Genomic DNA, 21,364 nt, shown 5'->3' on the forward strand with positions numbered 1-21,364 from the left:
GTCTTTTTCATTAATCATGGAAGAACGTCCGATATAAGGCTTTGATGGCTTTTTCCTCTTGTTCTTTTTTGATACCAAACATAATACTTACTTCCGAAGATCCTTGGTTAATCATTTCTAAGTTGATTTTTTCTTTGGCTAACGCCATTGTACTTTCAGCAGTAACCCCAATTCGTTGGCGCATGCCTTCCCCGACAATCATAATCATAGAAAGGTGATGCGTGATGCGTAACTCATCAGGCGCTAAAACTTCTTGGAGTTGAGACATCAGTCGATTTTCAATTTCAGTTGTTAACTGGTCTTCTCTTAAAACAATCGTGATGTCATCAATTCCTGAGGGCATATGCTCATAGCTTAAGGCTAATTTTTCTAGTACTTCTAAAAGCCGTCGCCCAAAACCTAACTCTCTATTCATTAAATACTTACTAATGTAAATACTTGCGAACCCTTGATCACTAGCAATTCCTACAACAGGAGCATGCTTCACTTTGCGAGAGGTGGTAATTAGGGTGCCAGGATGATGTGGGTTGTTGGTATTTTTGATAACGACTGGAATATTTGCGCGATAGGCAGGCATTAAGGCTTCGTCGTGGAGGACGGCAAATCCTGCATAAGCTAACTCCCGCATTTCTCTGTAGGTCAATTCTTGAATCGTTTGAGGCTGTTCAATAATTCCAGGATGGGCGACATAAATTCCGTCCACATCGGTAAAGTTTTCATACAAATCTGCTTGAACACCTGCGGCAACAATGGACCCTGTGATATCGGAACCGCCACGAGAAAAAGTACAAATTTCGCCGGCTTCTGTATAACCAAAGAAACCTGGAATAACCAAGATTTGTTGAGTCTCACGATAGGCACTAATTTTCTCTAAAGCTTTTGGTAAAATGCGAGCATTGCCTGGTTCAGGTGTCACCAGGAGACCTAATTCTTTCGGACTAATGTAGCGAGCATCTAAGCCATTTTGCTTGAAAAAACTGGCAACAACTTTTGCATTATTGTCCTCGCCGCTAGCTAAAAAATAGTCAAATAAAAAAGCATTGTTTTCTTTTGGTAAAGTGGCTAATTGGCGAATCGAAATAGCAATATCAGCTAAAACTGCTTTATCCAAGTGTAATTCATCGAAAAGATCTTCATAACGACGAATGATGGCAGAGATTGTCGATTCAATGTCCTCATTATTTAAGTAGCGCTGATAGTATTGAATCAATAAATCAGTCACTTTAATATCTTGCGGGGTTCGCTTTCCAGGAGCGGATACAACGACAAACGTTCGGCGCGGCTCTTCCTTGACGATTTGTAAGACTTTCTGTAACTGTGGTGCTGATGCTAGCGAGCTACCGCCGAATTTAACTACGTTCACGTTTATCACTCCTGTTTTTAATTATTTTCTCATTTGTAGATTAGTAAAAGGATACCGAAAAACATTTAGAAAAGCAACCACTTATTTTCAGAAAGTTAGGAAATCATGAAAATATTTGTTCTTCATTTTTCCTTAAAATTTTGTTAAACTGTAAAGATATGAGTCGTAACGAAGGAGTTAAATAGTATGACAGAATCCAAAACTGCCATTATTTTTGATATGGACGGTGTCCTAGTAGATAGCGAAGCTTATTATTATGAGCGACGTAAAGCATTTTTAGCGGAATTTGATTTGACCATTGAGGGCCTAACCTTGCCGGAATTAGTCGGTGCGGATATGCGTTCATTATGGCAAAAGATTGAACAAGTCAACAAAAAAGAGCTAGATATTGCTTTTTTAAATGAACAATACATAGCCTATAAAAAAGCGCATCCGATAGATTATTTAGCTGTGCTTGATGAAAACGCGAAACGTGTTTTACAATTTTTAAAAAGACAAGGTTATAAAATCGGATTAGCTTCTTCTTCCACAAAAGACGCAATTGAAGAGGTTTTGACAGTGGGGCAATTAAGTAGTTATTTTGATGCGGTCGTGAGTGGGGAAGATTTCGAAGAAAGTAAACCGGCGCCGGATATTTATCTGCACACGTTACAAGAATTAGCTGTTGCGCCACAGGAATGTATAGCCATTGAAGATTCAGAAAAAGGCATTGCCTCTGCCAAAGAAGCTGGGCTAGAAGTTTGGGCTATGCGCGATGAACACTTTGGGATGGATCAAAGTCAAGCGGATGCCTTCTTAACACAACTAAGTGATATTTGTAAAAAAATTAGTGAAAATCGGATCGATGAAAGCAGTGAATCAACCCCTTCGTAAGAAGATCGCGGGTTTTCTTAAAAAAGTTTGTTATAACTAGTGAATGAATATACAGTTTGTGCTATAATTTTCTATAGGTATTTCTGCAAGAATGCCCTTTTTCAAGGGTCAGGAACAATAGATAACCGTGTGAAGAGAACAAACAACCTTTCTTTTATTATAGAAAAATTATCGGAGGAGCCAAAATGAAGAATAATTGGATTATCATTTTAGTACTAGTAATCGTTATTATTGCTGCGGTGCTATACTTAATTGGTTATTTTATGCGCAAAAAAAATCAAGAACAATTAGATGAATTAGAAGTTCGTAAAGAAGCCCTGTTTGACTTGCCAGTCTTTGAAGAAATCGATGACATTAAAAAAATGCATCTAGTTGGACAGAGTCAAAATAGTTTCCGTGAATGGAATCAACGTTGGGTAGAACTATCGACACGTTCTTTCGCCGAACTAGAGAGTCAAATTTATGAAGTCGAAAATCAAAATGAAATTTTCCGTTTCATGAAAGCGAAGAAAGCAGTCGTGGAAGCGAATGAAACGATGACCGAAATGGAAGCCGAAGTGGAAGTCATTCGTAATGGCTTGAAAGAATTACGTGAAAGTGAAGAGCGCAATTCATTAGAAGTTCAAAAAGCTTTGGATGTCTATGAAGAATTAAGTAAATCACTAAAAGATGATAAAGCTAGCTTTGGTCCAGCTTACTCCGAAATCCAAAAACAATTAAGAAACGTCGAAATTGAATTCACACAATTTGTCACACTAAATACATCGGGGGACCCAATCGAGGCTCGAGAAGTCCTAGAAGATGCGGAACGTCATACGTATGAATTGGAAGACTTAATGAAACGGATTCCACCAATGTATGAAGAATTAAATGAAACTTTCCCAGATCAATTAAAAGAAATCGAAGAAGGCTACAACCAATTATTAGCTGACGATTACGTGTTTCCTGAACAAAACTTTGCTGAAGAAATTCAACATGCGAAAAAACGTGTCGAGAATTCAATGGCTGATTTAGAGAAAACAGAGATTGCTGCAGTAGAGGTCGCAAATCGCGACACAGCAACGGCGATTGATGCATTATATGAAGTGATGGAACGTGAAATTGAAGCGAAGAAATATGTCGTAACCAATCAAAAAATTATTGACGATTATATTTCTCATTCCTTAAAAAATAACCGTCAATTAATGATTGAATTGGACCATGTATCACAAAGCTACACCTTAAACAACAACGAGTTAGGACGTAGTCGTGGTTTCCAAACGGAAATTGAAGAAATTATCCGCCGTCAAAAAGACTTAGAACCTCGAATGAAAGAACATACCGTTCCTTACTCTGAAATTCAAGCGTTCTATAAAGAATGCTATAAGATTTTAGATGATATTGAAAATCAACAATTAGAAATTGATGCTTCATTGAAAGAACTAAGAAAAGGCGAAAAAGTCGCCCAAGAAAAAGTCGACGAATACGAATTCCGTTTACGGAGTATCAAACGGTATGTTGAAAAGCAACGATTACCAGGTTTGTCTGCTGATTACTTAGAATTTTTCTATGTGGCAACGGATCGAATTGAAGATTTAAGCCGAGCCTTAAATAAAATGCGCATTAATATGGATGAAATCAATCGTTTGTGTGACTTATGCGAAGATGATTTAGAGTTATTAGATAAGAAAACAAAAGATTTAGTCAATGCAGCAGCTCTGACAGAACAAATGATGCAATATGCAAACCGCTATCGTCATACTCACGAGAACATCCGAGCGGCTTTAGATAAAAGCATGTATTTATTCTCGACAGAATTCCGTTATCAAGATGCATTAGATGAAATTGGAACGGCATTGGAAGCTGTTGAGCCAGGGGCGTTCAAACGAATCGAAGATTTTTATTTTAAAAATATCAATAACCCTAATTTAACAGCAATTTAATTAAACAATCACTAAACAGAGGTTTGTCGACAGACAAGCCTCTGTTTTTATGGCGTGGTGGTGACTTGAAGTGATACTTTAGAAAGTATATAATGGGAAAGAATTTTAAAAAAGAAGGGTGACAAATGATTTATTTTGATAATAGTGCAACTACACCGATTTACCCCCAGGCTTTAGATACATATGTAAAAACCAGTCAGCGGATTATTGGCAATCCGTCTAGTCTGCATGACTTAGGCAGCCAAGCGAATCGGCTCTTACAACAAGCACGGAAGCAGATTGCGGAGCTAATCAATGTTTCAGCAAATGAAATCTATTTTACAAGTGGCGGAACTGAAGGAGATAACTGGGTTTTAAAAGGAACGGCAATCGAAAAACGAGAATTTGGTAATCATATTATTATTTCTGCAGTGGAACATCCAGCAGTTACAGAAACAGCGGAACAATTAGTCGAACTAGGTTTTGAACTTTCTTATGCGCCAGTGGATAAAGAAGGTCGTGTGAAAGTCGAGGAACTACAGAAATTAATTAGAAAAGAAACGATTTTGGTTTCTGTTATGGCAGTGAACAATGAAGTGGGAACGATTCAACCAATTAAAGAAATCAGCGAGGTTTTAGCAGAGTTTCCTAAAATTCATTTTCATGTAGACGCGGTTCAAGCAATTGGGAAAGTTAATTACTCAGAGTGGTTAACGGATCGGGTGGATTTTGCAACGTTTTCTGCACATAAATTTCATGGACCACGAGGCATTGGTTTTATGTATTGGAAACAAGGAAAACGTTTAGCGCCGCTTTTAACAGGAGGCGGGCAAGAAAACAACCAACGCAGTGGGACAGAAAACGTACCAGCAATTGTGGCAATGGCCAAAGCGTTGCGTTTGCATTTAGAGAACGAACAACAACGGCCGCAACATGTGGCGACATTACGGAGTTATTTATTAAAGGCGCTAGAAGAATTTCAAAATGTGACTGTTTTTTCACAAGATAATGAACATTTTGCGCCACACATTTTATGTTTTGCTTTGAAAGGGATCCGCGGCGAAGTGCTAGTCCATGCATTGGAAGAAAAACAGATTTATATTTCGACCACGAGTGCTTGTTCTAGCCGGAAAAAAATGGCTAGCAGCACCTTATATGCCATGCATGTGCCAGGGGAATTAGCGACTTCCGCTGTGCGCATTAGTTTAGATGAAAGCAATACAATGGCAGAAATTGAACAATTTATGATTGTTTTCAACCAACTTTATCAAAAATTTTCTCGTGTAAATTAATAAAAAAATAAGTCGGAGCCTAGAAATAGGCTCCGACTTATTTTTGCTCTCTTTATCGATTGAAGCGGTAGCCACTTCCCCAGAGTGTTTCAATTGGAGAGTCAGAAAGATTGGCTTTTTTTAATTTTTCCCGAATCCGTTTAATGTGAACAACGACAGTCGAAACCTCAGTATCTAAGGCATCAAACCCCCAGACACTTTCAAAAAGTTCTTCTTTATTCCACACACGGTTAGGATGTTCCATCAAGAAAACCAACAATTTGTATTCTTTGCTTGTAAAAATAACTTCATTTTCTAAAACAAACACTTTGTGGGCGGCAGTGTCGACAGCGATTTCATTGATTTTTAGTAATTGTGGTGGTTGTTCTGCTTTGCTTAACAATTGATAACGGTTCATATGGGCTTTTGCTCGGGCGACTAATTCATTGGGACTAAACGGCTTGATTATATAATCATCCGCACCTAAGCCAAGCCCACGAATTTTATCAATATCTTCTTTTTTAGCCGAAACAATCATGATCGGTGTTTGCTTTTTTTTCCGAATTGCACGACAGATTTCAAAACCATCCATAGTTGGCAGCATCACATCTAAAATAATTAAATCAAAGGGCTCATTTAAAGCTGCTTCCAATCCTTTTTTTCCATCATGTTCAATTGTGACAGTCATATCGTTAATTTCTAAATAATCTTTTTGCAAATCAGCAATGCTTGGATCATCTTCAATAATTAATACATGTGGTTTCATTTTTCATCCTCCAACAACGGCAGCGTAATTATCACGTTGGTGCCGTCTCCTTTTTTACTTGTGACAGTGATTGTTCCCTGATGATAGTCAATAATTTGTTTGACAATACTTAATCCCAAGCCGCTTCCTTTAACTGTTGGGGTTCGAGATTTGTCTACACGATAGAAGCGTTCGAATAAATAAGGTAATTCTTTTTTATCGATACCAATGCCGTTATCTGTAATGGTTAAAACTAAGTCTGTTTGATTATGCGTTAAAGAAATCGTAAAGGCTAGTTGTTCTTTAGTGGGATCCGCAAATTTAATGCTATTTTGAATTAGATTGGTAATCACGCGATTCATCTGCGTGGGATCCATTTGAACGTATAAAGCTTCGGTGGGAAGTACAGAAGTGATCACGAGTTCTTGTTCCAAACGGTATTCTTCAAGAATATGTGCAATAAAACGAGTGAAATTGGTCTTTTCCATTGTAAAGACAGCACGGTCTAGGTCTAATTTAGAATACAAAAATAATTCTTCAATTAAATCATTGAGGCCTAAACTTTTTTCATGAATGACCGTTAAATAGCGCTGTTTTTTTTCTTCAGTATTGGCAACGCCATCCATCAAACCTTCAACGTAACCAATAATAGAAGTAATTGGTGTTTTTAAGTCATGAGAAATATTTGCAATTAATTCTTTCCGATTAGCTTCATATTTTTCGCGTTCCGCATTGGCTTCTTCTAAATCTTGCCACATTTGTTCAAAACTAAGTTGGAGCTGTTTGACTTCTGTTGAGACGGTTTGGTGGCTAGTTGGTGTAAATGGATTTTCTTTTTGGGCATCCTTACCCAATGTTTTAGTCGCTTTTTCTAATGCTTCTAATGGCTCGATAGTGGTTTTGGTTAAGCGCTTATTGATGAGCCAAGCTGCCGCAATTGCTATAAGGATAATTAACAAAATCATCCAGATAATCCAGCGTGTGAAGAATTCAAAAAGGCTGCTTTCGCGTTTCAAGACAATAAAGCTCCCGTTAGAACCATCTAAATAATGAAAATCGGATTTGACATAATGATATAGACGCCCTGCATTATCCAGTGTGCCAGTTGGCATAATATTATTCATTTCGTAGTTTGGAATATGTACAGACAAAGATTTTTCTACTAAATTATCCGAATAATAAGGAAACCGTGCATTCTTTCGAATAATCACACTTAATCCTTTTGCCTCAATTGTTTGAATCGTTTCCTTTAATTCTTTACTTAAAGGCGTATCTAGTAATTTCGGTGACTTTTTTAACAATTGATCTAAGGCCAAATAACTTTCTTCTTCGTTAGCGGTCAATGGTCGTTGCTTATTCATCATTCGGTAAGCTTGGGGCAAGCTGGGAACAGTTCCTAACGTGATGTAAGAAGCTAAGGATAAAACAGCTAAAACAGAGGCTAAAGTAATAATGATGGCACTAATATAAGAAATAAAAAAGCGGCGTTTAATGGTCAAAAGCGTCCCTCCTAGTGGTTTTAATCTATTTCTTACTTATAGTGTATTACAAGTGAACAAAAAAAAGCTAGTATTGTTATTAACTTTTTTTCATTTGTTTATAATTTGTTCATTTTTCGGCAAGTAGGAGTTTATAAGGCTTTGCTATTCTAAATATATCAAAAAGAAAAAGGGGATTACCAACCATGAAAAAGAAAAAAATTTTTAGTGCGCTTACCTTATTAACCTTTAGTACGTTGTTGATTGCAGGCTGTGCTGGCGGAGCCAACTCTGCAACAGATAAATCAAGTGCAGCTAGCTCAAGCACTGCAGTTTCTAGTTCAGAAGAAGCAGCTAAAGAGCAATCAAAAGGACAAGAATTAACAGAAATTTTATCCAGTACTGATTGGCAAGGCACAAAAGTTTACGACAAAAATAATAATGATTTAACAGCAGAAAATGCTAATTTTATTGGTTTAGCAAAATATGATGGTGAAACAGGTTTTTATGAATTTTTCGACAAAGAAACAGGTGAAACCCGTGGCGATGAAGGCACATTCTTTGTGACAGACGATGGCGAAAAGCGTATCTTAATTTCGGATACACAAAACTATCAAGCGGTGGTCGATTTAACGGAAGTGACGAAAGATAAATTTACCTATAAGCGAATGGGTAAAGATAAAGACGGGAAAGATGTAGAAGTCTTTGTAGAACATATCCCTTATTCTGACGAGAAATTAACCTTTACGAATGGCCGTAAAGATTTAGAAACAGAAACTGGCAAGATTGTTACCAGTGAACCTGGGGATGACATTTTAGGGGCTACATTATGGAATGGCACGAAAGTTTTAGATGAAGACGGTAACGATGTTACTGAAGCAAATAAAATGTTTATTAGTTTAGCGAAATTTGATAATAAAACAAGTAAATATGAATTCTTTGATTTAGAAACGGGTAAAACACGTGGAGATTTTGGTTACTTCCAAGTAATTGATAATAACAAAATCCGTGCTCACGTTTCAATTGGTGACAATAAATATGGAGCTGCATTAGAATTAACAGAATTAAATGATAAACGTTTTACGTATACACGAATGGGTAAAGACAACAATGGCAAAGAAATTAAAGTCTTTGTAGAACATGAACCATATGAAGGAGACTTTACGCCAGACTTCACGTTCTAATTAGTCAATCACGAGTGGATGAAGCGTTCAAAAGGAAGTAAAGGATTCTTTTGACCGCTTCATTTTTAACAAAAAAATAGTTTATAGTTGTTTTTAATCGTTTATAAATTGTTCATTTTTCTGACAGTGGTAGTTTAGAATCGTTTGTTAAGATAGGTTTATCAAAGAAAAGGAGCGATGCTTTATGAAAAAGAAAGTATTAAGTTCGATTACTTTAGTAACATTAAGTACGTTACTGATAGCAGGTTATGCAAGTCCAGCATTTGCAGATCATGCAGCCAATCCAAATAGTGCTACAGCAAATTTAGGCAAACATCAAAACAATGGCCAAACAAAAGGCGATAAGGCGACAAAGATTTTATCTGGCACGGACTGGCAAGGAACCCGTGTTTATGATGCTGCTGGTAATGATTTAACGGCAGAAAATGCTAATTTTATTGGTTTAGCAAAATATGATGGTGAAACCGGTTTTTACGAGTTTTTCGACAAAAATACTGGGGAAACCCGTGGTGACGAAGGAACATTTTTTGTGACAGGTGATGGCACAAAACGAATTTTAATTTCGCGGACACAAAATTATCAAGCCGTAGTGGATTTAACCGAAGTGAATAAAGACAAATTTACTTACAAGCGTTTAGGGAAAGATAAACTGGGGAATGATGTTGAAGTTTACGTGGAACACATCCCTTATCATGGGAAAAAATTAGCTTTTACAAATGGACGTGAAGCATTAACCAATCAAACTGGCAAAATTGTGACAAATAAATCAGGGGATAAAATTTTAGGAACAACCTTGTGGAATGGCACAAAAGTCGTAGATAAAAACGGTAATGATGTGACAGCGGCCAATCAAAATTTCATTAGTTTAGCGAAATTTGATCCAAACACAAGTAAATATGAATTTTTCAATTTACAAACAGGTGAAACCCGCGGCGATTTTGGGTACTTCCAAGTGGTGGACAATAACAAGATTCGGGCCCATGTATCTATTGGTACGAATCGTTACGGTGCGGCGCTAGAATTAACGGAACTAAACAATGATCGATTTACGTATACTCGAATGGGTAAAGATAATGCTGGGAATGATATTCAAGTGTTCGTGGAACATGAACCTTACCAAGGCACATATCACCCAGCCTTTACTTTCTAAAAGTCTCTTGTCTTCTCTCTTATTTAACAAAAGAACGTCCCCCAACGTTCTTTTGTTTTCTCTTCTTCTATAAATAAATTGTTATTAGTTATAATTAAATATTATTATTAAGATAATTATAATGATTATTATTTAATAATTTGTTCATATTATGGACAGGTGGAGTTAATAACTACTTGCTATCCTTAAATTATCAAAAGGAAAGGGAGTAGTCGTTTATGAAGAAAAAAATCGTTGGTACAATTACGTTGTTGGCTTTAAGTGCGTTATTAGTTGGTGGAGCAGGAGGGGCTTTGACGGCAGAAGCATACGTTCCTCAAAGCGTAGACAATCCCAATAATTTAGGGGATTTACCTGAGTATTTACGTTCAGTTGGTATTAGACAAGATGAAGGATTATCAGAAAAAGATTGGGCTGGAACACGCGTTTATGATCGAAACGGGAATGACTTAACAGATGAAAATCAAAACCTATTACATGCAATCAAATTTGATGCAACCACTAGTTTCTATGAATTTTTTGATAAAGAGACTGGAGAATCAACAGGAGATGAAGGAACCTTCTTTATGACCGCTGGTATTACAGATGTTTCCCGTCTTGTAATTATTTCTGAAACCAAAAATTATCAAGGTGTATACCCACTTAGAACTTTATACCAAGATACTTTTACGTATAGACAGATGGGGAAAGATAAAAACGGAAATGATATTGAAGTTTTCGTAGAAAACAAAGCAACCTCAGGACCAGTTTATGGTCGTCCGCAGCCATACCCCAATAATCGTCCCAGAACACTAGAATTCACGAATGGACGCCGTGCCATGACAGAACAAACAGGCCAGATTGATGTAAATCGACAAGGGGATGAAATTATTGGTAAAACTTCCTTTGATGGGACACCGCAACTTCTTTGGAATGGCACAAAAGTAGTGGATAAAGATGGCAATGACGTAACTTCGGCCAACCAAAACTTTATCAGCTTAGCGAAATTTGACCAAGATAGCAGCAAATATGAATTTTTCAATTTACAAACTGGTGAAACTCGTGGCGACTATGGCTACTTTAAAGTAGGAAATCAAAATAAATTCCGTGCCCATGTTTCCATTGGAACCAATCGCTATGGCGCTGTCTTAGAGTTAACAGAATTGAATGATAATCGTTTTACGTACACACGAATGGGTAAAGATAACGAAGGAAACGATATCCAAGTCTATGTGGAACATGAACCATACCAAGGAACTTTTAATCCTGAATTTACCTTTTAAGAACAAAACATACGAATGGAAACCAAAAAAAGTTTCGACTTCTTTTGGTTTCTCTCTTTTTAAAATAGAAAAACAGAGAAAGCGTTTTAATCGACAAATAAAAAAAGATTCGTTAGATTAGAACCACTGGAGAAAAATCTCATATTTCTCTCGAGGAAAGGAAGTTGAGCACAATGAACAAAAAAATTTTAATGGGGCTATTAAGTGTCGTGACCATTCCATTACTTGCTGCGTGTCAAGGAGGAGAAACACCCTCCGCAGCGTCAAAAAATAGTCAAACGGTGACTACTCAAAGTAGTGCAAAAACTGAAAGCACCAGTACAACCCGTTCGGTGGCTCAAACAACATCAAAAGAGGAAGTGAAAGAACCGATGAAGACCTATGAAGTGGGTGCGCTTTTAGAAGCAGCCAATCAACGAGATACGAAGAAGGTCAAGGAAATTTTACAAGATACTACTTATCAAGTGGATGAAGTCGACACAGAAGGCAACACACCGCTCAATATCGCTGTTCACAATAATGACATTGAGATTGCAAAAGCGTTGATTGATCGGGGTGCCGATATTAATCTGCAAAATAGCATTAGTGATAGTCCCTATCTTTATGCGGGAGCGCAAGGACGTACGGAGATTTTAGCGTATATGTTAAAAAATGCGACCCCAGATTTAAATAAGCATAACCGTTACGGTGGAAATGCGTTAATTCCGGCAGCTGAAAAAGGACATATTGACAATGTGAAGCTCTTGTTAGAAGATGGACGAGAAGACATAGATTTCCAAAATGACTTTGGCTATACAGCATTGATTGAGGCAGTGGGGTTACGTGAAGGGAACCAACTTTACCAAGATATTGTAAAATTGTTAATGGAAAATGGTGCGGATCAATCCATTAAAGACAATTCTGGTCGAACAGCAATGGACTATGCCAATCAAAAAGGTTATACGGAAATTAGTAAAATTTTAGCACAGTACAACTAAGTATTGTGTCCTTTCGGGAAGGAATAAATACAGGTAGGAGTGAAGGAAAGCATGAATTATTGGTTAAAAAATGTTCGAATTGAAACAGGGTATCAAAAAGAAGGTGACTGGTTATCTGGGACAGTAACCAAAGAAGTGGCAATTGAAGTAACAGATGGAGTATTTACAAAAATCATCCCCAATGAAGAATTGGTAGAAGAACCTGGGTTGACAATTATTGATGGTCACCATCAATTGATTTTACCAGGTTTGATTGAAAAACATTGTCACTTTGATAAAAGTAAACTAGGTGTTCCGTGGTATCCGGTGACGCCAGCGAAGTCAATTGTGGAACGTGTCGAAGCAGAAATCCCTTATTTAGATAGTTTAGAACTTTCTTTAACAGAACGCGCCAACCATTTAATTGACTTAGAATTACCACATGGCGCGACAGCCTTCAGAACACATGTCGACGTGGAACCGATGACAGACTTACGTTATTTTGATGAAGTCCAAGCATTGGCCAAAACGAAACCATTTGCGGTAGAAATTGTCGTCTTTCCACAGCACGGCTTACTGCGTTCAGATTCCGTTGAATTAGTTGATCAAGCATTGGCAAAAGGTGCCGATTTTATTGGTGGCGTGGATCCTTATTCACTAGATGGTGATTACAAAAAATCATTGGCTGAAACATTCCGCTTAGCAGATAAACATGGTGTCGGTGTAGATATTCATTTACATGACCGTCACGAAGCTGGGACAACAACGATTAAAGAAATTATCCGTTTAACGAAAGAATATGGCCTACAAGACAAAGTATTTATCAGCCATGCCTTCGGGTTAAATGATTTCATTGGTGAAGAACGTGACGAAGTTTATGATGCTTTAGCAGCAGAAAAAATTCATATTAATTCCAGCGTGCCAATCACACCTAACACGATTCCGCCAATTATGGAATTGTTACGTCATGGAGTCAATGTCCATCTTGGTTGTGACAATATCTACGATTGCTGGTCTCCCTATGGTGATGGTTCATTACAAGAAAAATTGGCTCGTTTAGGTGAACTTTTTAACGTGAAAGATCAAGATGCTTTAACACAATTATTAGGCTTAGTGACAGATGGTGTCACAACTTTAGACGAACAAGGGCAAGCAAATTGGCCGAAAGTTGGTGCTGAAGCAACATACTTACTCACTGAAGCAGAATGTGCGGCGGCTTTTGTCGCTCGTCAGACACCGGTGGAAATCAGTGTGGTAAAAGGAACCACACTTTATCAAAAATAACAAAAAGAAGCGAGATTTTGTAGCGACCCCAAAAAGTTAGACTTTTTATAGAGTGGATTTTTCCACTCTATTTTTATGCAGTTTTTTGATTGAATTGTCGAAATTCTACTGGGCTTTTCCAGTTAAGTTTTTCCTTGATTCGGTGATGATTGTAATAATAAATGTAGTTCTCAATTGCTTCTCTCAATTCATTTTGACTTTGATAGATTTTTCCATAGTACACTTCTTGTTTTAGGATACTGAAGAAATTCTCCATAGGAGAATTATCTAAACAGGTTCCTTTTCGAGACATACTTTGAAAGATATTGTTGTCCTTTAATGCTTGTATATAGACATTCATTTGATAAGCCCAGCCTTGATCAGAGTGAAAGGTGCGCCGATAGGGACAATCATTTGTTTGAGAAATTGCTTCTTTCAGACCTTCCATAACTGTTTTACCATTTGGTTGAGTAGAAAGGCTATAGCTTAGAATTTCACTATTATACATATCCATAAATGGATCTAAGTATAGTTTTTTTTGACGAAAGATGCCTGCGTTATCTGCTTCAAAGTACTTAAATTCAGTTGTATCAGTTGTAATTTTTTGATGAGGAACAGAAGTTTTAAATCGGCGACGAATCAAATTTTTAGCGATTTTACCAACGGTTCCTTTATAGGAATTATATTTTCTTGATTTCTTAGTAAAAGCTTTGACTTGTAACTTTAACTTTTGTATTAATCGCTGGACTTTCTTTTTATTCACTTGAAATCCACGTCGTTTCAATTCTTGGGTCATCCTTCTATAGCCATAATGTTGATGTTTTTTACGAATCGCTTGAATTTCTTCTTCGATGATTTGTGTTGAAGCTGTTCTGTCGAGGCGTTTTTGCCAGTACATGTAAGTAGATTTTGGAAACCTTAGGGTTTCCAAAATATCTTTTAATCGAAAGTGTCTTCGGAGACTGTGAATGATTCGTGCGATTCGTTCATTTTTTGTTCGTCCTCTAAACGCAGTCTCCTCAATTCTTTTAAATAGGCATTCTCAATTTTTAACATTCTATTTTCTTTTTCTAGTTTCTCTACTTGAGATCGTTCACTTGGTAGTGGTTGGGGTTCATTTCGTTTCTTTTTAGACATGGTAGGTGGACGTCCTTTCTGTTTAGAGAGTCCCTCTATACCAAACTTCTGATACGTTCTAAGCCAATTCGCAATCAATGATGGATTGTTCATTTTTAGAAGATTAGCTACTTCTTGATAGGACAACTCTGTTGTTAAATATAACTCTATCGCATCTAGCTTAAATTGAACAGAGTAATTCTTATTTTTTCGACTGCGAAGTAGGCCTTCTTCACCAAGTTCTTCATAGGCATTTATCCATTTGCTTATTTGAGAACTATCTTTAAACCCATACTTCTTTGCGAGAAACCTTAGACCTCCTTGACCAGATAAGTAGTCATGAACAAGTTTAAGTTTAAATTCAAAACTATATTTTGCCATACAAAAAAACCTCCAAAAGTTAGATTTCTAGGTCTAACTTTTGGGGGTCGGCTCAATTTCTCGCTTCTTTTTTTGTTATGCTTATCGTTCCTTCAGCCAGCTATCCAATTGCTCAAATAAAGTGATGACCGAAGGATCCTTGGTTTGTTTTAAAAAATCATGTTCTAAATAGTAAATCGCTTTAAAGGTACTCTCAGGAATGGTCCGTCCGATTTTTTTGCTATAGCGGAACGGCACTTCTTCGTCTGAGCTGCTAGCTGTACTGAAACAAGGGGGAAAAGTTTTTAATGTTTCGTCTGACAGTGCGTAAGCAGACCAGTCCCCATTTTCTGGTAATCCGTAAAAGTGCGGCAATAGCGCTTGCTGAATACTGTAATGATACAGCAGATAGCGAGAAAGAAAAGGATCATCCCAAACAGGCTTTGTTTGGTCGATGGTAGCTATTTCTTTAGCGAAAATGGCTTGCTTTAATAATTTTCGTGGCTCTTTAATAAATTCTAAATCTGTATAGCCGTAAAAATTGACTAAAAATTGTGGCGTCAAATTTAGTGTTTGTAATTGTTTGGTTAACTGTAACATTAAATAACCGCCAGCGGAACGCCCGCACAAACCAAATGGCTGGTTTTGAATAATCTCTTCGTTTAACAATTGGAAGGTTTCTGTTAGCGTCCCTAAGATGTGATCGATTTTTGTATTTGGAGCCAACAAATAGTCCAGCGCTAAAACGGTATAGCCATTGCTTGTAAACAGCTCCTTCAGTTCTTCTGGTAAATCACTTTTGGTTCCATAAATCATCCCGCCACCGTGTAAATAGACGACATAGTTCGTTGGTTCAGTCGTAGTGGGGTAGATAGTAACTCTTGCGCCATTAGCGAGTGTTTGATTGTTTTTCAAGTGCACGTCTCCTCATCTTTATAATGTATGTGGCAATTTCATAATTTAACAATTGCAAGGGATTGGCTAAGTCAATATCAAGAAGTTGTTCCACTTTGTTTAAACGATAACGAATCGTTTTTGAATGAAGGAACATCGCTTCAGAGGTCTGTTTATAGTTGCGATTATTTTGGAAAAAACTGTACAAGGTTTCAAACAAATCGTAGTTATTTTCGGCTAATTGATAAAGTGCGCGAGGAATTAATTCGTCTAAATTTTCCAATTGGTCTTCGCGGATAAAATTTTTAAATACCCCAATATCGGCTAAGGTGACAATTGGTCCGTTATAAAAAGTTTCATTAAAGCGCAGAATGTCCAGACATTCAATCAGTAGCTCTTTAATCCCTTCTCGTGATTTTAAACTGCTGACGGCAACGGTAAGCGTGTCGTTTTCTTCTAAAAGTTCAGCTAATAAACGACTTAATTGCAGCTTTGTAATTTTTCCATCACTTTCATTGAAGTTAAAAAGGACCGCCGAATAATTTAGCTGATCAAAGAAGATGGATTTCACACGCAGGGTACGAAGTAAGGCAATAATTCGTTCTTTCATGAGTTGTGTATTGGTGTCTTTGGTAGAAAAAGCAATCGCTTGGTAAGAATCTAGCTCTTGCATTTGCACTTCACGAAGCAAACTGTTTAGCTCGTCAGGATTTTGCGGTGTATTTTGTAAAATAGCATCCGCTAAGTTGTTCAAACGAGTATACCGTTCTTTTTTTAACAAATTTTCGGTATTGAATTTTTCTTGTAAGACATCAATCGCATTTTCGATAATCACTAAATCCGTTTCTTTAACCTTTTCATCTTGTAAATAAACCAGAAGTAAACAATTAGTGGAATAACTATTGAAAATAGAAACTTCTAGTGCCAACTGTTTTTTGGGGTTGGCATGAGAGTAAAGTGTTAAAAGAGAGTAATCGTTTTTAGTGAATTCACTGTTTTTTAGTTTTTCTCTTGAGAGCACAATCGCATCATGGGGTAAGTCGCCATCGCTAATTTCCAGATGTTTATCCAACATTTTTAAAGCGAAGGGTAATTTAATGATGTCATAAAATTCTTGCATAATCGTCTCAACCGTTGGGTAGTGGCGCTCTAATTTGGTGAAACGTTGGCGCACATCGTAATACGTACGTAAGACATGCGACTGATAATTCAACAAAGGCTCGTAAATCGTAAACAGAATTTTTTCATAGCTAATGTCTTGTGTGATTTTAATTAAAGGAATTTCATAATTGAAACATAATTCGATAAACCACTCTGGAATCATTTTAATGAATCGATCTGTTTTCAAAATTAAGCCGCTGATGCCAATTCGGCGCATCTTTACGAAAAAATTTTCCAACTCTTTTTCGGGTAGATCATGCAATGCGTAGAAAGAAGTCAAAATTAACTGATTCTTTCTACTCCAGTTCTCGATATCAATCGCTTCTAAGACCATTGCCGAGTCAACTTCATTGTCTAAACCAATCTCTTTCGTCAAAATTTTACCTTTTTTTAAGTCACCTATCGATAATAACTCTCTTAATTTCATCGTTTTCTCCTTTTTTCCTCTTATGGATAAAAATTATACCATTTTTTTAGAATTATGTCCGATGAAAACACTTTCTCGTTTCGATACAATAGCATTGTAAGGAATAGATAGGAGGATGAACAATGTTACACACAGTAATTTTGAAAAACAATTACCAAGACTCCATCAACTTAATGTTATTGACCAATAAAATCAATGCATTAGATGGTGTAACCATGAGTCAAATCATGATGGGAACAGATGCCAACAAAGACATCCTTAACAACACGAACTTGTTAACGGATGAGGCCAATAGTGCATCTGCAAACGACATGATGATTGTGGTTGACAGCGAAAAAGAAAACATCATGGAAGAAGTTATGCCAGCGATTGATGAATTCTTAGATGATTTATCAGCAAAGGGAACTAGTGAAGAAGCACAAGCAGCAACTTCTTGGTCAGAAGCGTTTGATCTTTTACCAGAGGCGAATGTAGCGCTATTCAGTATTCCTGGTGAATATGGTGCGCCAGAAATGGAACGTGCCTTAAAAAATGATTTACACGTGTTCTCTTTCACGGATAATGTGTCAATTGAAGATGAAGTACGTTTGAAAAAATTAGCGCATGAAAAAGGCTTACTAATGATGGGCCCTGACTGTGGAACTGGTATTATCTCAAGTATTCCAATCGCCTTTACAAATGTTGTTTCTCCAGGAAACATTGGCGTTGTTGGTGCTTCAGGAACAGGGATTCAAGAAGTTACAACGATTATTGACCGCTTAGGTGGCGGAGTTGTTCACGCCATTGGTACTGGTGGTCGTGACTTAAGCGACAAAGTAGGCGCTATCACAGTGAAAGATGCTATTGTGGCTTTAGAAAATCACGAACCAACCGATGTGATTACAGTTATTTCTAAACCACCTGCAAAAGAAGTTCGTGATGAAGTGGTTGAATTATTACAAAGTATTTCAAAACCAGTCGTTGCGATTTTCTTAGGAGAAAAACCAACAAGTCACGAAGGCAAAGTTTATCTAGCTCATACATTAGAAGAAACAGCTAAAATTGCTGTTGATTTAGCAAATGATGTGGCCGTGAAGAAAAATTACTTTGAAGCATTAGCAAAACCAGCTGTACCAACATTACCAGAAGATAAAGTTGTAAAAGGCTTATATTCAGGTGGTACATTAGCTTCTGAAGCAGGTATGTTAATTTCTGAAGCTTTAGATCTTGGCGGTTTAGTGAAAGCAGAAGGTTATGTCTTGAAATCTCACGGTTATGAAGTCATTGACTTAGGCGATGATATGTATACACAAGGTCGTCCGCACCCAATGATTGACCCAGATGTTCGTATCGAAAAAATTCGTGAATACGCACAAGATGAAAAAACTGGGATTATCTTATTCGATGTGGTGTTAGGCTACGGTGCTCATGAAGACATGGTTGGTGCATTGTTACCAGCAATTGAAGAAGCGCGTGCCACAGCCAAAGAAGCCGGACGTGATCTTTACTTTGTTGCAACTGTTTGTGGGACTACGAAAGATCCGCAAAATTACCAATCGTCGGTTGATCGTTTGAAAGAAGGCGACGTTTTAGTTGCAGAAAGCAATGCTAAAGCTGTTCAATTAGCCTTATTACTAAAAGGAATCGAAATTTCAGAAGACGATAAAGAAGTGGTTGCTTACAACGGACCAACTGTCGATGTACCAAAACCAGGCGAAAAAGTAATGGAACTATTAACAACCAAACCAAGAATCATTAACGTTGGGTTGCAAAGCTTTACAGAATCAATCGTTGATTACGGTGGCGAAACTGTTCAATTTAACTGGCGTCCGCGTGCCAACGGCAATAAAAAAATGATTAAAATTTTGGATGCTTTGGAAGATTACAGTGAACAAATCGAAGCTGAAAATCACAAAGTAACAGACAAAATTAAAAATGCACAACCATTCTTAGTAGATGTGGTACCTGCGAAATCAGTGATTCCAGAATTAAATGATGATGCACAAAAAACATTACTTCATGCTGGACCACCAATCCAATGGTCTGAAATGACTGGACCAATGAAAGGTGCTTGTATCGGAGCTGCATTATTCGAACGTTGGGCAGACAATGAAGAAGATGCTTTGAAGATTTTTGAAGCTGGCGAAGTACGTTTCATTCCTTGTCACCATGTAAAAGCAGTTGGACCAATGGGCGGTATTACTTCTGGTAATATGCCAGTCTTTGTTGTAGAAAATCGCTTAGAAGGTAACGAAGCATACTGTATCTTGAATGAAGGTATCGGTAAAGTATTGCGTTTTGGTGCTTATTCACAAGAAGTAGTTGATCGTTTAGATTGGATTAAAGATGTTTTAGGACCAACTATTGCGAAAGCCTTGAAACTTTCTGAAGAAGGCTTGAACTTAAACGTATTGATTGCGCGCTCTATTACAATGGGTGACGAGTTCCACCAAAGAAATATTGCCGCATCTTTGAACTTCTTAAAAGAATTGTCTCCATTAATTATCAAAACAGATATTCCAGAAGATCAAAAATACGAAGTAATCAAATTCTTAGCTGACACAGATCAATTCTTCTTAAATGTCATGATGGCAACTGGAAAAGCAATTGTTGATGGTGCCCGTAAAGATACCAACGGAACGATTGTCACAACGATGACTCGTAACGGCGTGAACTTTGGGGTCCGGATTGCAGAAACAGGCGATCAATGGCATACCGCACCAGTAAATACACCAAAAGGTCTTTACTTCACTGGTTTCAGCGAAGAAGACGGAAATCCTGATGTCGGGGATAGTGCAATTACTGAAACAGTAGGCGTTGGAGCAATGGCTATGGTAGCTGCACCTGGCGTAACACGGTTTGTTGGTGCAGGTGGCTTCGAAGATGCGTTAGCAACCTCAAATGAAATGGCAAAAATCTGTGAAGGACACAACCCAACATTCTCAATTCCAACTTGGGATTTCCAAGGAACTTGTTTAGGAATTGATATCCGTAAAGTGGTGGAATTAGGAATTACACCAATCATCAATACAGGGATTGCACACAAAAATGCCGGTGTTGGTCAAATTGGTGCAGGGACAGTTAGAGCACCTCTAGGCTGTTTTGAAAAAGCCCTAGAAGCGTATGCTGAGAAACTAGGCATTACGGTTGAATAACCAACTAGTCATTAGTGACTACATTTTTCCTATCCACCAATATGGCAAGATGGGAACCATTCACAGTGTTTTTGAACGTTCATTTAATCTGAAAGTCCAGGATCAATTAATCAATGTTGCAAACTTCCATAATTATTTATCAAGCTTTGGTATGTTTTTGCCAGATCAATTGTTTCAAGAAATCTTTCCGTATGTACAACAAGGTAATAAAGTCAAAATCACAGAAAATCAGTTGACCTTTTACAGTACAGTCGGCGTGAAAACGATCCAACTCACACCTGCCGAGGTCGTTTCTTTAAACATTACTCATTTCAAGTTAGAAAAAGACCAATTACGCTTGTTGCGAGACCGCTTATTAGCGAGAAACTTAGAACGTAGAATTGGCCTGCCTTTAGACGAACGAGCAAAGCATATTTTCAAAAAAATGAGCCAAAAACAAAAAGTTTGGACACTATCGGAATGGCAAGAAGTAACGAATTATCTGATTGGTCGGGGCAAAGGGTTAACCCCGAGTGGTGATGACATTTTAGTAGCGTATCAAACAATTCTGTTCATACTTGCTGATGAAAGAGCTGCGGCGTTAGCCGCTACTCTTTCGGCAGCAAATTTATCCACAACAGATGTTAGTAAAGGCTATATTGCAAGCTCGGCTAAAGGATATGTAAATTCATTGTTGTATCAGTTACTCTTGGATTTGGAGAACCATCGGGATAATAGAGTTGACGAAAATATTGACAGAATTATACAAATCGGACATTCCTCTGGTAAAGATATGTCATTTGGAATGTTACTAGCTTTACAATCTGTAGAGTTAGATGAGAAGTGA

The 21,364-nt window shown here is 37.4% G+C and carries 15 protein-coding genes and 1 pseudogene; 10 read left to right on the forward strand and 6 right to left on the reverse strand.

Features of this window, described 5'->3' with window-relative positions; genetic code table 11:
* Positions 1 to 10: 10 nt before the first annotated feature.
* The gene (locus tag IGM04_RS01410; RefSeq protein WP_086317597.1) at positions 11 to 1,363 is read right to left on the reverse strand and encodes an aspartate kinase; all 1,353 of its coding nucleotides are present in this window, start codon (positions 1,361 to 1,363) and stop codon (positions 11 to 13) included.
* Positions 1,364 to 1,549: 186 nt separating this feature from the next.
* Between IGM04_RS01410 and IGM04_RS01415 the strand changes: the two genes are divergently transcribed.
* The 3 genes from IGM04_RS01415 (at position 1,550) to IGM04_RS01425 (ending at position 5,429) form a co-directional block, all read left to right on the forward strand.
* Positions 1,550 to 2,236, forward strand: a complete 687-nt coding sequence (locus tag IGM04_RS01415) for an HAD family hydrolase (RefSeq protein WP_002355232.1) — start codon at positions 1,550 to 1,552, stop codon at positions 2,234 to 2,236.
* Positions 2,237 to 2,421: 185 nt separating this feature from the next.
* A complete protein-coding gene (gene ezrA / locus IGM04_RS01420) occupies positions 2,422 to 4,158 on the forward strand; it encodes a septation ring formation regulator EzrA (protein ID WP_002355233.1) in 1,737 nt (578 codons plus the stop codon).
* Positions 4,159 to 4,283: 125 nt separating this feature from the next.
* Positions 4,284 to 5,429: a cysteine desulfurase family protein gene (locus IGM04_RS01425; protein WP_002358363.1), complete on the forward strand. Its 1,146-nt coding sequence runs from the start codon at positions 4,284 to 4,286 to the stop codon at positions 5,427 to 5,429.
* 52 nt (positions 5,430 to 5,481) lie between these two features.
* On the opposite strand, the gene IGM04_RS01430 is transcribed toward IGM04_RS01425, so the two are convergent.
* On the reverse strand, positions 5,482 to 6,174 hold the full coding sequence (locus tag IGM04_RS01430) for a response regulator transcription factor (RefSeq protein WP_002355236.1): 693 nt from the start codon (positions 6,172 to 6,174) through the stop codon (positions 5,482 to 5,484).
* Positions 6,171 to 7,514: a sensor histidine kinase gene (locus IGM04_RS01435; protein WP_025190950.1), complete on the reverse strand. Its 1,344-nt coding sequence runs from the start codon at positions 7,512 to 7,514 to the stop codon at positions 6,171 to 6,173. The genes IGM04_RS01430 and IGM04_RS01435 overlap by 4 nt, the downstream gene beginning before the upstream one ends.
* Positions 7,515 to 7,837: 323 nt before the next feature.
* Between IGM04_RS01435 and IGM04_RS01440 the strand changes: the two genes are divergently transcribed.
* From IGM04_RS01440 to IGM04_RS01460, 5 genes are all read left to right on the forward strand, one after another.
* Complete coding sequence (locus tag IGM04_RS01440) at positions 7,838 to 8,815, forward strand: DUF4822 domain-containing protein (RefSeq protein ID WP_002380015.1); 978 nt, start codon at positions 7,838 to 7,840, stop codon at positions 8,813 to 8,815.
* Positions 8,816 to 8,999: 184 nt separating this feature from the next.
* A complete protein-coding gene (locus IGM04_RS01445; protein WP_086317598.1) occupies positions 9,000 to 9,965 on the forward strand; it encodes a DUF4822 domain-containing protein in 966 nt (321 codons plus the stop codon).
* Positions 9,966 to 10,183: 218 nt separating this feature from the next.
* Complete coding sequence (locus tag IGM04_RS01450; RefSeq protein WP_002387660.1) at positions 10,184 to 11,227, forward strand: DUF4822 domain-containing protein; 1,044 nt, start codon at positions 10,184 to 10,186, stop codon at positions 11,225 to 11,227.
* Between the two features lie 173 nt (positions 11,228 to 11,400).
* Complete coding sequence (locus tag IGM04_RS01455) at positions 11,401 to 12,204, forward strand: ankyrin repeat domain-containing protein (RefSeq protein ID WP_002373191.1); 804 nt, start codon at positions 11,401 to 11,403, stop codon at positions 12,202 to 12,204.
* A 51-nt stretch (positions 12,205 to 12,255) separates the two neighbouring features.
* Positions 12,256 to 13,467, forward strand: coding sequence for an amidohydrolase family protein (locus IGM04_RS01460; protein WP_086317599.1), 1,212 nt, complete (start codon positions 12,256 to 12,258; stop codon positions 13,465 to 13,467).
* A gap of 73 nt (positions 13,468 to 13,540) precedes the next feature.
* Here IGM04_RS01460 and IGM04_RS01465 read toward each other — a convergent pair.
* The 3 genes and pseudogenes from IGM04_RS01465 to IGM04_RS01475 all read right to left on the reverse strand — a co-directional run bounded on the left by IGM04_RS01465 (position 13,541) and on the right by IGM04_RS01475 (position 17,404).
* Positions 13,541 to 14,943: pseudogene (locus IGM04_RS01465) on the reverse strand (IS3 family transposase).
* An 81-nt stretch (positions 14,944 to 15,024) separates the two neighbouring features.
* Positions 15,025 to 15,837, reverse strand: coding sequence for an alpha/beta hydrolase (locus IGM04_RS01470; RefSeq protein WP_179189087.1), 813 nt, complete (start codon positions 15,835 to 15,837; stop codon positions 15,025 to 15,027).
* Positions 15,812 to 17,404: a PucR family transcriptional regulator gene (locus IGM04_RS01475; RefSeq protein WP_002355248.1), complete on the reverse strand. Its 1,593-nt coding sequence runs from the start codon at positions 17,402 to 17,404 to the stop codon at positions 15,812 to 15,814. Before IGM04_RS01475 ends, IGM04_RS01470 begins: the two co-directional genes overlap by 26 nt.
* A gap of 122 nt (positions 17,405 to 17,526) precedes the next feature.
* On the opposite strand from IGM04_RS01475, the gene fdrA reads away from it, so the two are divergent.
* Entirely contained in the window at positions 17,527 to 20,538 is a 3,012-nt protein-coding gene (fdrA, locus tag IGM04_RS01480) for a DUF1116 domain-containing protein (RefSeq protein WP_086317603.1), read from the forward strand.
* Positions 20,531 to 21,364 (forward strand): DUF2877 domain-containing protein, encoded by an 834-nt coding sequence (locus IGM04_RS01485; RefSeq protein WP_002355250.1) that lies wholly within the window; start codon positions 20,531 to 20,533, stop codon positions 21,362 to 21,364. The genes fdrA and IGM04_RS01485 overlap by 8 nt, the downstream gene beginning before the upstream one ends.

It is taken from the genome of Enterococcus sp. DIV2385 (genome assembly GCF_051711925.1).
GTDB classification, from domain to species: domain Bacteria; phylum Bacillota; class Bacilli; order Lactobacillales; family Enterococcaceae; genus Enterococcus; species Enterococcus faecalis.

What these genes read in the sequence shown, in the direction of transcription:
- IGM04_RS01415 (WP_002355232.1), top strand. Translation starts at nt 1,550, where the DNA reads ATGACAGAATCCAAAACTGCCATTATTTTTGATATGGACGGTGTCCTA.
- ezrA (WP_002355233.1), top strand. Translation starts at nt 2,422, where the DNA reads ATGAAGAATAATTGGATTATCATTTTAGTACTAGTAATCGTTATTATT.
- IGM04_RS01425 (WP_002358363.1), top strand. Translation starts at nt 4,284, where the DNA reads ATGATTTATTTTGATAATAGTGCAACTACACCGATTTACCCCCAGGCT.
- IGM04_RS01430 (WP_002355236.1), bottom strand. Translation starts at nt 6,174, where the DNA reads ATGAAACCACATGTATTAATTATTGAAGATGATCCAAGCATTGCTGAT.
- IGM04_RS01435 (WP_025190950.1), bottom strand. Translation starts at nt 7,514, where the DNA reads ATGAATAAGCAACGACCATTGACCGCTAACGAAGAAGAAAGTTATTTG.
- IGM04_RS01440 (WP_002380015.1), top strand. Translation starts at nt 7,838, where the DNA reads ATGAAAAAGAAAAAAATTTTTAGTGCGCTTACCTTATTAACCTTTAGT.
- IGM04_RS01445 (WP_086317598.1), top strand. Translation starts at nt 9,000, where the DNA reads ATGAAAAAGAAAGTATTAAGTTCGATTACTTTAGTAACATTAAGTACG.
- IGM04_RS01450 (WP_002387660.1), top strand. Translation starts at nt 10,184, where the DNA reads ATGAAGAAAAAAATCGTTGGTACAATTACGTTGTTGGCTTTAAGTGCG.
- IGM04_RS01455 (WP_002373191.1), top strand. Translation starts at nt 11,401, where the DNA reads ATGAACAAAAAAATTTTAATGGGGCTATTAAGTGTCGTGACCATTCCA.
- IGM04_RS01460 (WP_086317599.1), top strand. Translation starts at nt 12,256, where the DNA reads ATGAATTATTGGTTAAAAAATGTTCGAATTGAAACAGGGTATCAAAAA.
- IGM04_RS01475 (WP_002355248.1), bottom strand. Translation starts at nt 17,404, where the DNA reads ATGAAATTAAGAGAGTTATTATCGATAGGTGACTTAAAAAAAGGTAAA.
- fdrA (WP_086317603.1), top strand. Translation starts at nt 17,527, where the DNA reads ATGTTACACACAGTAATTTTGAAAAACAATTACCAAGACTCCATCAAC.